The following is a 10,864-nucleotide window of genomic DNA, read 5'->3' on the forward strand; positions in this document are numbered from 1 at the left end:
CCGCACAAGGGCGCGGCATTGTGCAACGCTCCCCGGATGGGCTGCACGGGTACGGGTTGCCGCGTCAGCATCATCAGCTCCCGTTCAGAGCCTGGTCCAGGAGGTGGGCCAGCCAGATGCGGCCAGCGTCGGCGAGGCGGGTCTGTTCGGGGCGGCGGATCTCGTGCCCGTGCTCGGCCTGGTGCAGCCGCGCCAGAGTCCACAGCGCGGTCAGCCCGGCCACCTGGATGGCGGGCAGCTCCGCCCACGCAGGTATGTCCGCCAGCAGCGCCTCGGCCTGCTCGGCGCTGTGCCCGGCCTCAACAAGGTGAGGAGCAAGGAAAACGAGGTCGACGCCGGCGGCGCCCTGGCATGCCTGCGACCAGTCCACCGCGTACACGAACTGGTCTTTGATGCGCAGGTGCCGCGGGGCCAGGTTGCCGTGCAGCAGCGTGTCCCCTTGCAACGCGTCCGGGTCGAGCTGCTGGAGCGCGGCCTCGAGCAGATCCCTGCCGGGCAGACGTGTGGGCGCCTTGCCGAGCATGTGCTCTGCCATCGCCTGCATGTTAGTGACGAGTTCGGTCACCGGCCGGGCGCCGTCCGGGCACGGGGTCAGCATCTTGCCCAGCCGCTGCACGGCGTCCAGGACGAGCGGCACGTTCACCGAATCTGGTGACAGGAACACGTGATCGGCGTTGTCGTTGATGAGCTCGTATGCCAGCAGCAGCCAGCTGTACACGGTGGTGTGCCACAGCAAGCGGGGCGCGGGCGCATCCTCAGGCAGGTGCAGGGTCGCCGACTGCTCCCGCCTGTACAGCTGCAGGTCCGGGCTGCGAAGCGGAGTGGCCCTGAGGAACACGGACTGGCTCGTACCGTGCAGATGAAGCGCGAGGCCGTGCCTGGACGTGCTGACGGTCTGAAATTTGTGTATCTGGCCTGTATGACCTTGGACGATGTGGTTACGGACGGGGAAGGGAAGCGTCTCCCAGGCCGAAAGGTCGTTCACTATGCCTCCAGCGGGGCTTGTGTGGGGGCCTCGCACCCCAGCGAGAGGAACTAGCTCGTCGCTGGGGCGCGAGGCGCTAGAGAGCACCGAACCGGGCGAGCGGCGCGCTTGTCTTTCACGGGGTCGTCGGGTCGCTCTCTCGTGCAGTCAGCTACGTGAATAGGTGCGGCGTGTCCTTCAGAGGCGACTGGTCTCGTCTCCATTCGGGAGGCAAACAGGATGTTCCACACGTCCTCCAGCGCCGCGCGTAGTGATCTCGATCCGGTGCATCGCGGTGAGCATCCTGGCGACGTGAGCCAGTAGCGGCCAGGTGGCGTCTGCCGCCGCGTAGGGGGGAGGTTGATGTGGCGCCTGATATCGAACATTCGCTGGTCGAGTAGTTCCCAGTCATCGGCGGTGCCGATGGGCACCAGAAAATACATGGTGCGCTCTGCTGGATCGACGATGACCGGCAGGCTGGCGTCGGGCAGACGCTGGAGGACGGCCAGGCCGACGTGCCTCTGCACACGGATGCCATCCCATTCAGCCGCCATCGATGCGATTTGCGCGCCAGCGGCAACCTGGAGTGTGTTTGCCGTCCCTTGCATGATCACCGCCGCCGTCTGTTGAGTGACGTTTCCAGCGACGGTAGGGATGGCGACAGAGGTTCACCCGAACTGGCAGTTCGGGTAACCAGCAGCTAGGTTGAAACAGAGCTTAGGCGTTCAGCTAGGGCGTCAACCTGTCGGCGATACGTAGGACGTACACGACGGCGGAGACGGGTAACCATGTCTCGGGCGAGCGGGTTTCTGGCTAGGTCCTCGGGCGCCATCTGCTCCAGATCGAGGAGGTGTACCAGCACCGCTGGGTCCTCGCGTCGCAAGTCGTAGCAGCGGGCAACCTCCAGGAGGAAGGTGAAGCGCCGCTCCATCGACGGTAGGTGGGTGGTGTCGATCTGATCCGCAACGCGTAGAGCCTCTGTGGCCTCGCCGGCCTCCATTTCGATGCTTACAGCGTGGAGTTCGACGTTGGTAGGCCCGAAGACCGTCCACATTGTGTTGCCCTCGCCGGCCTGCTGGGCCCGCGGCGTGGCGTTGTCGGAAAGGCGTTCGCGTGCTTGCCACCACTGCTTGCGTCGAGCGTCGGCGACGACCGCCACCAGTTCCAGCGCCCCCTCCATCGCGACTACGTCGGCGTCGTCTGGTAGGGCCTGCAGATCTTCGATGCCTCGGAGCGCGATCTGCTTGGCTCCCTCGTACTCGCCGTCGGCGAGGAGGACGTGTCCGAGATTCCATTGCGCCGCGGCCAGCCGAATTGGATCATCAGCGTCTTCGGCTGCGCGCAACGCTCGGTCCGCAACCATGAGCGAGAGGTCGACTCGCCCAGCTCGACGGCAATACGAGCGAAGCATGAAATAGAGGTCTGCGGCCGTCCTTAGAACATCCCGCCGCGCCGCACTGTCAGAGCCGAAGCGGTGAGATCGTATGGCGTTCTCGGTATCGACGATGAGAGCAGGGAGAACAGAGGCGGCCTCGGTGAACCGTTTCGGACTGGTTTGCCAGATTCGCCATGCCGACTCCACCCGCTCACGTAGCTCGGCCAGCGTTATGGGCTGGGCGCTGCGAGCTGGTCCGTATCCCATCAGGGCAGTGACGACGCGGTCGGCCACATAGGCATTCTCTGCAAGGAGTTCGTTTCGTTTCTCGCCCAGCAGAGCTGAAATCGGGACTCCAAGTTCGGCTGCGAGCGCTTGGAGCACTGGTAGAGAGGGGATCTTCAGGCCACGCTCGATTTGGCTCAGGTACTCCTCTGTGATACCGCATAGTCCGGCGACGGCGGCTTGTTTGCGCTGCTTTTTCTCGCGCCAATAGCGAATACGTTCGCCGATGGGAAGCGCAGGTACGCTCATCCGACCCCATTCCTATTGATGCATCGAGCGTAGACGGGCCCACCGCACAGGGCCAGATCTACACGAGTGTGTGACAGTCTGGAGCAGCGATGGGTGAGGGTGGAGGAATCAATGACGGATCGCCGAATCGTGCTGTGGGACATCGACCATACGCTCATCGACACAAGGGGCGTCGGCCGCGAGCTGTCAGGCCAGGCGTTCGAGCAAGTGACAGGCGTGCCCATGCTCGAGCAGGCGAAGATCGACGGCATTACCGAATCTGTGATCTTCCGGGACACCGCCAGGCTCCATGGCCTGCAGACCGACCGGCATGACTTCGAGCGGTTCGCTTCAGCGCTCACCGAGGCGCACCTCGCGCGGGCTGCGGAGTTGAGGGAGCGTGGCCACGCGCTACCTGGCGCCGCCGCGGCTCTGGACGCCCTGAGTGCAATACCCGGAGTTGTGCAGACCGTTCTGACAGGAAATGTCCGAATGGTCGCGGAGGTCAAGCTCCAAGTCTTCGGCCTTGACAGGCATATCCGCTGGGGCATCGGGGCTTTCGGTGAGGACGATGATGTGCGCGCCGAGCTGGTGCGCATCGCATTAGGGCGAGCTGCATCCGTATTCGGGGAACCGATCGCGCCCGGGGATGCGGTGCTGATCGGAGATACGCCGGCCGATGTCGATGCCGCTCTTGAAAATGGCGTACCACTGATCGCGGTGGCATCAGGGCGAAGCTCCGTTGATGACCTGCGTGCCGCCGGGGCGGTACGTATCCTGCCCAACCTTGCAAATACGGACTCGGTCGTGGCCATGGTGCGAGAGGCTTAGCCGTTCGGCGCGGACTTATGCGAGAAGAGGGACAGCAGAAGGGTCATCGACGGGGTTGGTGCCGTAGCCCATCTTGCACTCGGTGTGCTTCTTGAGCTCGCGCCGGTAGACGGTGGTCGTCAGGCCGTCGGGGTTTCGAGGATGTCGGCGATGTCCGGCGCGGACAGTTCAGAGGCGCGGGCGGCGCAGGCGTAACCGAGCAGCAGCAGGGCGGCGTTGCGCTGCCTTGCCAGGCGGATGCGCGGATGACGCACGTCGCTAACTATTCGCTGAGTACATGTACAGAGTGTATAGTTCGGTCATGTCTACGGGACATGTACTCCTTGGTCTACTCGCGAAGCGCCCCAGGCACGGATACGACCTCAAGCACGCACACGATCGGCTGCTTCTTGGTGCCCGACCGCTCGCCTACGGCCCTGTCTACAAGACGTTGAGTCGACTGCAGCGAGATGGTTTCGCCGAAGTCGTCGAGACGGCGCAGGACAGCGGGCCAGAACGTACGACATACGCCATCACAGAGAACGGCCGCGCTGAGCTGTCCCGATGGCTGCAACAGGTCGAAATGGCCGCACCGACCGCGGCCGGCACATTCGTATCACGTGTGGTGGTGGCGGCCACTCTAGGCGCGCCCGCTGACGACTTCCTGATGAGGCAGCGTGCCGCCCACCTGGCACGGATGCGCGAACTCACCGCAGAGAAGGAGGCCGCCGGCACCCTTGCCGAGGTACTGGCAGCCGACTATGCCCTCCAGCACCTGGCTACAGACCTGGACTGGCTCGAGACCGCCCTGGCCCGACTCGCAGACCTTTCAGAGGACGCCCATGCTTGAAGCACGCGCGCTACGCAAGACCTACGGCCAAACCGTCGCACTGGACGATGTATCGATCGAGATCGTCCAGGGAGAGATCATCGCCGTTACCGGGCCGAGCGGATCCGGCAAGTCCACCCTGCTGCACTGTCTGGCCGGCATTGTCCGCCCCGACGCCGGTGAGATTCGTTTCGAGGGTCAGCGCATCGACACGGCCAGCGAGGCGGACCTCACCAGCCTGCGTCGCCACAGCTTTGGCGTCGTCTTCCAATTCGGGGGCCTGGTGGAAGACCTGACCGCGGTAGAGAACGTGGCGCTGCCGCTGCTGTTCAACCGTCGCCCGCGTCAAGAATCGCTGCGTGCTGCCCAGACGCGGCTGGAACGGCTAGGCGTGCCGGATGTCGCTGATCAGCGGCCGGGGGAGTTGTCCGGCGGTCAACTGCAACAGGTCGCGGTGGCTCGAGCGCTGGTCACCGGGCCCCGCGTGGTCTTCGCTGACGAGCCAACCGGCGCCCTCGACTCGCTGGCCGGCGAGCGGGTCATGAAGGAATTGCTGGCTGCCGCCCGCGCGGAGGGCACGGCGCTGGTGATCGCCACGCACGACAACCGGGTGGCTGCCTACGCTCATCGGGAGGTCGTGCTCCGCGACGGCAAGGTGTTGGCGGGGGTGAGCGCATGATCACGGTCATGCGTATGCTCGCCAAGGGAGCCTCACCCAGGGAGCGGGTACGTGCCCGGCTGATGACCGCCGGAGCCGCGATGGCGATGCTGCTGTTGTGCCTGGCGGCCAATCTGCTGGCCTTCGGGCATGACGCGCGCGTCGACCTCGGCGGCCTGTCCACGCCGGACCGGCGCGCCGTCACGGCGCTGGCGCTGGCCCTGCTCGTCGTCCCCGTCATGGCTTTCGCCCACTTCAGTAGCCGTCTGGCCACCGCCAGCAGGGAACGTCGGCTGGCGGCTCTTCGGCTGGCCGGAGCCACGCCGCGAGATGTGCGGCTGCTCGGCGGTTACGAGAGCGGCAAACGGACGCTGATGGGGGCCTTGCTCGGACTCGCACTGTATGCGCTGGTCAACTGGGCGCTGTCGTGGTTCGTGGACGCCGTACCGTTTCTGTCGCCGCTGGTGATCGCAGCGCTGTTCGTAGCCGTCACCGTAGGCGGCGTTCTGTCGGGGCTTAGGGCGGGCCGGCACGTGGTGACCTCCCCGCTCGGCGTTGCCCGGCGGACTGGCCCGGCCAGGCCGAAGGCGATCGACTTGGTGCTGGTTCTGGCAGGCGCGGGCCTGGTAGGCGCCGGTGCGGCTGGCAAGGGCCGGTTTGTGCTGGGCGGCCCATACGGCGCGGGATTGGCGATGGCCGTCGGAGCGGTGCTCGTGCTCTTCGGCCTGGTCCTTGGAGCAGCGTGGCTGATCCGAGCGAGCGCCCGATGGGTCGGTCGCCGCGCCAAGGCGGCAGAGACGCTGGTCGCGGCTCGGATGGTCGAAGCTGATCCTCGAGGCTGGGCGCGCGCGCTGTCGGTGGTGGGGCTGACGGTGTTCTTCGCCTCTGCTGTGGGTGCGCAGCAGGCGCAGATCCTCCTGCTGAGCGAGTCGTACGCCTTTCCTGTCACGACGTACGCGCTGGTATATCTCGCCCTGCTGATCGCGCTGATCACCTCGGCCGCGGCCCTGATTGTGCACCAGGCGGAGGCTCTGCTGGACCATCGGCGCTCGCTTGCGGCTCTGGCCGCCTCGGGTGTCCCGGTCCGCGCTCTGAGTATGGTCTTGAGCCGCCAAGCCTTCATCGCGGCTCTACCGGTGTGCGCCGTGGCCGCTGTCGGCGGAATAGCGCTGGTAGTCCTGGTTGTGGCCGACGTCTACAGTCAACGACCCACCGCGCTGGCATTCGCCGCGATCCAGGGCGTCCTTGCGGCTGGAATCGGCGTCCTTGCCGCCGCGGTGGTGGCGCGCGCCGCACGGCCGCTCATGCGCCGATCGCTTGCCTTCGAGGAACTCCGCGCGTCGTGACGCGGATTCTCCGATGAGCAGTGGCACGGGTTCCGCATGTGGTGCAGAGGTCACGAGCGTGCGCTTCACGATGGTGAGCTGCGTCCCTTATCCGGATAGGCACGCTCGTGACCTTAAGCATCATCCTGGTCAGATCCCTTCACGTCGGTTGCGGCATTCTCCGCGTCTGCTGGTCGCGGCAACGCCCGCCTTCGCCGTCGACGCAGCCCGGATGTTGAGACGCGACCTCGATCCGACAGGAGAAGGCGAGGGTCGAACGTCTACCTGCACACGCCGTCGCAGATTGACAGCCACAAGTACCCGCACCCGGCGTAGCTGTGCGTGCAGCCGCCGAGGTAGCAGGAGCTACCCCAGCAGAGGTCGTCAAAGGCGGCGCAGTCGCAGTCGCGAGCTGCCAGCAGCGAGGAAGAGGCTGGGGGGCCGAGGGTCGCTATCAGGAGGGCTTCTTCGTCGCGATTGAACGCGCTCCGGACGACTCCCTTGAGATCCTCCAGCCGCTTTTGCGCAGTGGTGGTGGTGACGTCAGCAAAGATGGATTCGTCGCTCGCCACCTGGAGGGCCCGGTCGATCGCCTGATGCTGCTCTCCTGTGAGGTCGGCATGACTGCGGCGATAGTCTTCCAGGTGCTCCCTCCACAGGCTGCCCTTCTTACTGGGAGGCAGCTCAGCGTAGATCGCCCGGCGATGCTCCAGGTCATACGCGGAGAAATCGCGGTACGAGCTGGGCAGGCGGCCCTTGTTGTCCTTGGCCCATTTCTGAGCCGGAGATAACCCTCCAGGATCCGCCTGCGCCGGCGACGCCTTGCCGAAGAGAATGCCCGCAGCTACCCCCAGTCCCGCGAGGCGCAGGAATTGTCCGCGTCCCATCGGAGATCTGTTGGCGTCAGCGTCGGGACGGTTCCCGCGAGACTCACCGAGAGCGGCTAACACGCTCAAGGTGACGCGCGGCCCCAGGCGTGTGAGGAGGCGCAGGGCCATGGCAGCGCCGGTCCAGGCCTGCACGCCATGAGGCCCTACTTTGATCAGTGTCGGAGCCCACGGCGCGTTTGCTCCGAGGGCCTTGGTGCGCCAGTCCTGAATTTCAGGATGGGCTAGTGGGCGGATGTCGAGCTTATCGCCGCTCGATTGCTTTACCTTCTCGGCGATAGCTCGACATCGGGAACACGATTCGTTGAACGCTAAGACCCAGGCAGGCTCTGATGCCACTACCTACACCCTCCCCCTTGCGCTTTCTACCCACTCAAACCTGCGTAGAGGCGATGGCTATCAGCGCATGATCGACAAATTCATGTCAAGTAGCGTAAGGGAAGCTTGTCAGAGAACCAAGAGGTGGAGCCAAATCGATGTGTGACTCGCCATCGTTGTTGTCACTTGTCCAAGCTTGTTGTCACCCGCAGCCGTGTCAGGAGCGACCTCTCACGCGCAGTGAAGGGTTTGCGCAACCCGCCACCAGGGCCGGTGATCGTCCGGGGGTGAAGCGGATGGCTCTGGCGACGCGGTTGGGTGCTCGTTCCGCGGCGGCCCGGAGTGGAACGAAAGTCCCCGGGAACAGGAGGGCGGGTTCCGCGCACTCGCTGGACTCACGTACGCGCGCGTTCAGTTCGGCTGACTGATCAAGTATTGAGTCGCAGGGGCTTAGGGTAGGCCGAGTATGCGGCCCGGCCCGTTCGCCGGCGACACATGGCGCGTACGCGATCCGCCGGGGCATTCTGAGGAAGATGAGGTCATGGACAGGCTCGGCTTGTTCCTCGACGCGCCGTGACGGTCATTCGGCGTTGAAGACCTGCTATTGGGTGGGCTGCTTGCCAGTTGGCCGTTCGATTCGAAACCTTGCCTTGGTTCCCCAGCTTGTCGACGCGCCATTCAGGCGGTTCGGCGAACACGTGGGTGGCCGTTGTCGTATTCCCCAGGTCTGCGGAGATCGGCCGCGATCAGGTTTCCGTTTTTCGGGCCACACCGCACAGTGTGAGCCGGTCCTCCCATTCGACACCGGTCTCAATCTGCTTCCATTGCGACAGGTGCACCAGGTCAGGCTCGCTGCTCGGGGAGGCGTCAAGGGCGGGGTGGATCAATTCGAGCCCGTCGAAGAACCGCCGAATCTCGGCGTGCGAGCGGGGGATCACCTCGGCGTTCGCTTTGCGCTTGTTGTAGATGGCTCGGCCCCTCTGGGCCGCATCGGTGTCCAGTACATGCGAGATCGCGAGGTAAGAGCCGGCGCAGAAGGCGCCTTTCATTGCGTCTGCCAGGCCATAGGCGTGCGCATCCGGCAGAAAATGCAAGATCGCAAATGCGAGCACCGCGGTCGGCTTGGTGAAGTCGATGAGGGTACACACATCGGGGTGGCGGAGGATCTTCTGAGGGTTGCGTAGGTCCTCGCCGATCACCACGGTGTGGGGATTCGTCTCAAGTAGTGCTCGCCCGTGCGACAGCACGACGGGATCGTTGTCGACGTAGATCACGCGCGCGTCTGGTGCTGTGGCCTGTGCGACCTCGTGCACGTTCTCCTGCGTCGGCAGCCCCGAGCCCAGGTCGATGAACTGCCGGATTCCTTGCTCAACGAGGAAGCACACTGTCCGGCCCAGCAGTTGCCGATTGGCACGCACGGTGTCGCGCACGTTCGGGTTTTCCGCCAGAACATCCTCAGCAGCCTCCCGGTCGGCTGCGAGGTTGTCCTTGCCGCCCAGGAAGTAGTCGTACATCCGCGCGATGTTGGCCTTGTTCGGGTCGACGGCGAGAGCATCAGCGCTGACAGCAGGGGATAGGGGTCCTGGGAGGGGAGAGTTGCTCATCGTGATACCTCGATATGCCGCCGGTGGACTACGACGCGAGCGATGCCGCCCAGCGCATGCACGCCCGCTTCTCTTACATGCTGGCTGCCGAAGCCATGGCCTGCGGCCGCGAACTTGAGCGATCCGGCGATGCATAGCGGGGCGCGCCGCACAGCACACTGCGCACCATCCAAAGTGCCGTCACCCTCAGCTACGTCCGATGGGGGTCGGGGGTCTGCCATCAGCACTGTATGCCCGGAGTGTCGGGGTCGCCGGGCTGGAGCCTGATGGAGAGCGTTGCCCCATGGCGGTCGGGGCGGCGCCTGAGTGCGCGTCAGGACGCACCCCGTTGCGCCCCTCGCAGGACTCAAGGCCATGCCAAGACCCTATTTCAACCTGTACCAGCCTGTCACCACCCGTACCAATCTAGATTTCTAGCGGCGTAGCCCAGCCGATGTAGGTGTAATGCGCAGACAGTGGCTGGAACTTGCTCTTTGACCAGTGGATCTCCCTTTTGAGAGACCGCAGGTACGCCGTGGGTTCGGGCGCACGAGGGAGACGCGATTCTCCGGTACCAGTCGTGAGAGGTGCACTTCGCATGTCGTTTCCTCCGGTCAGTCGGATACACCCACGGAACCAGGGGGCCGGGCTCGCGACGCTGTTGGGCGGCCTTCCAGCATCGGGCGCGGAGCCGGGTGAGGCGACGGGGGCCCTGCGGTGTTCTGCCTCCACAAACTTGACACGGGTGCAACCCAGGCACTAGTCGAGGTGGCCTCGACTGAGGTCGGCTTCTATCAAAGCGACCAGACGGCCACGGCCGGGCGTAGAACCGGTCTGGCTTGCCGGTGCGACCGGGTATGCGCCACGCGACGTGGGCGCGGCCATGGGCCGTGTGCTGGATGTCCTCGCACCAGGGCGGATACGTGGGCGCCAAACCCGCCCATACAGGAGAGATGGATCACGACCACCGTCATGCGCGCTTGCAACGGCGGCGGCCGCTTCGATCCACGATGGCCCCTGGGCTCACATACTGGCGAAAGCGTCATGGAAGGCACCGGCCTCGGCGCATTCTGGCCACCGCTGGAGCAGCTCGCCGTCCAAAACCCGCAGTTCCCGGCGGATGCGAGCCGAGCCCGTCTGCTGGGCAGCCGTGAGCGCTTCCATGCCCAAACTCGTGGCCCGCGACGGATCCTCCTGCGCAACAGCGACAGCGAGTTTGGCCGTGAGGTGACCACGATCACGAGCGAGATTGCCGGCGAGGCTCGCGATCTGCTCTTCCAGAATGGCCACGGCCTTCCCGATCTGGCCAGCGGCGCGGTGGCAGACGGCGCTCTGCTCACGCAGCGTGGCCAGATCGTAGTGATGCAGGTAGACGGGCACGTTGGGTTCGCGCACCCGAATGTGGTCGGTGAGTGTCTGGGCAGCTTGTTCCAGCAGGGCGAAGCATTCGTCAGACTCGCCGAGCATCGAGTTCGACCTCGCCCGCGTCCCGGATCCGGCTGCCGGACCGCCCGCCCCGGGCGAGGGCAACTACCTCGTTCCCGTGCAGGTCCTGTTCCGCAACGAACTCCCGCAAGGAAGCTCCGTGCACCGCCGGCTGGC

Annotated in this window: 10 protein-coding genes; 4 read left to right on the plus strand and 6 right to left on the minus strand. The window is 65.2% G+C overall.

Annotation, left to right across the window (positions count from 1 at the left end):
• Positions 1-73: 73 nt before the first annotated feature.
• Both AB0J09_RS41325 and AB0J09_RS41330 read right to left on the minus strand, forming a co-directional pair.
• Positions 74-985, minus strand: a complete 912-nt coding sequence (locus tag AB0J09_RS41325; protein WP_360703596.1) for a hypothetical protein — start codon at positions 983-985, stop codon at positions 74-76.
• 679 nt (positions 986-1,664) lie between these two features.
• The gene (locus AB0J09_RS41330; RefSeq protein WP_360703599.1) at positions 1,665-2,873 is read right to left on the minus strand and encodes a helix-turn-helix transcriptional regulator; all 1,209 of its coding nucleotides are present in this window, start codon (positions 2,871-2,873) and stop codon (positions 1,665-1,667) included.
• 111 nt (positions 2,874-2,984) lie between these two features.
• Here AB0J09_RS41330 and AB0J09_RS41335 point away from each other — a divergent pair, with 111 nt between their 5' ends.
• Complete coding sequence (locus AB0J09_RS41335; protein ID WP_360703602.1) at positions 2,985-3,683, plus strand: haloacid dehalogenase-like hydrolase; 699 nt, start codon at positions 2,985-2,987, stop codon at positions 3,681-3,683.
• Positions 3,684-3,802: 119 nt separating this feature from the next.
• Here the strand turns inward: AB0J09_RS41335 and AB0J09_RS41340 are convergent, their stop codons facing one another.
• Complete coding sequence (locus AB0J09_RS41340; RefSeq protein WP_360703605.1) at positions 3,803-3,937, minus strand: hypothetical protein; 135 nt, start codon at positions 3,935-3,937, stop codon at positions 3,803-3,805.
• 47 nt (positions 3,938-3,984) lie between these two features.
• On the opposite strand from AB0J09_RS41340, the gene AB0J09_RS41345 reads away from it, so the two are divergent.
• From AB0J09_RS41345 to AB0J09_RS41355, 3 genes are all read left to right on the plus strand, one after another.
• Positions 3,985-4,512, plus strand: a complete 528-nt coding sequence (locus tag AB0J09_RS41345; protein WP_360703607.1) for a PadR family transcriptional regulator — start codon at positions 3,985-3,987, stop codon at positions 4,510-4,512.
• Positions 4,505-5,170 carry an ABC transporter ATP-binding protein gene (locus tag AB0J09_RS41350; RefSeq protein WP_360703610.1) on the plus strand — a complete coding sequence of 222 codons (666 nt, stop codon included), beginning with the start codon at positions 4,505-4,507 and terminating at the stop codon, positions 5,168-5,170. The genes AB0J09_RS41345 and AB0J09_RS41350 overlap by 8 nt, the downstream gene beginning before the upstream one ends.
• Positions 5,171-5,250: 80 nt before the next feature.
• Complete coding sequence (locus AB0J09_RS41355; RefSeq protein ID WP_360703613.1) at positions 5,251-6,495, plus strand: hypothetical protein; 1,245 nt, start codon at positions 5,251-5,253, stop codon at positions 6,493-6,495.
• Between the two features lie 260 nt (positions 6,496-6,755).
• On the opposite strand, the gene AB0J09_RS41360 is transcribed toward AB0J09_RS41355, so the two are convergent.
• The 3 genes from AB0J09_RS41360 to AB0J09_RS41370 all read right to left on the minus strand — a co-directional run bounded on the left by AB0J09_RS41360 (position 6,756) and on the right by AB0J09_RS41370 (position 10,729).
• A complete protein-coding gene (locus tag AB0J09_RS41360) occupies positions 6,756-7,361 on the minus strand; it encodes a bacteriocin fulvocin C-related protein (protein WP_360703616.1) in 606 nt (201 codons plus the stop codon).
• A gap of 1,064 nt (positions 7,362-8,425) precedes the next feature.
• The gene (locus AB0J09_RS41365; RefSeq protein ID WP_360703619.1) at positions 8,426-9,283 is read right to left on the minus strand and encodes an SAM-dependent methyltransferase; all 858 of its coding nucleotides are present in this window, start codon (positions 9,281-9,283) and stop codon (positions 8,426-8,428) included.
• Positions 9,284-10,285: 1,002 nt separating this feature from the next.
• Entirely contained in the window at positions 10,286-10,729 is a 444-nt protein-coding gene (locus tag AB0J09_RS41370) for a hypothetical protein (protein ID WP_360703622.1), read from the minus strand.
• Between the last annotated feature and the right edge of the window lie 135 nt (positions 10,730-10,864).

It is taken from the genome of Nonomuraea sp. NPDC049784 (genome assembly GCF_040659615.1).
Lineage (GTDB): Bacteria > Actinomycetota > Actinomycetes > Streptosporangiales > Streptosporangiaceae > Nonomuraea.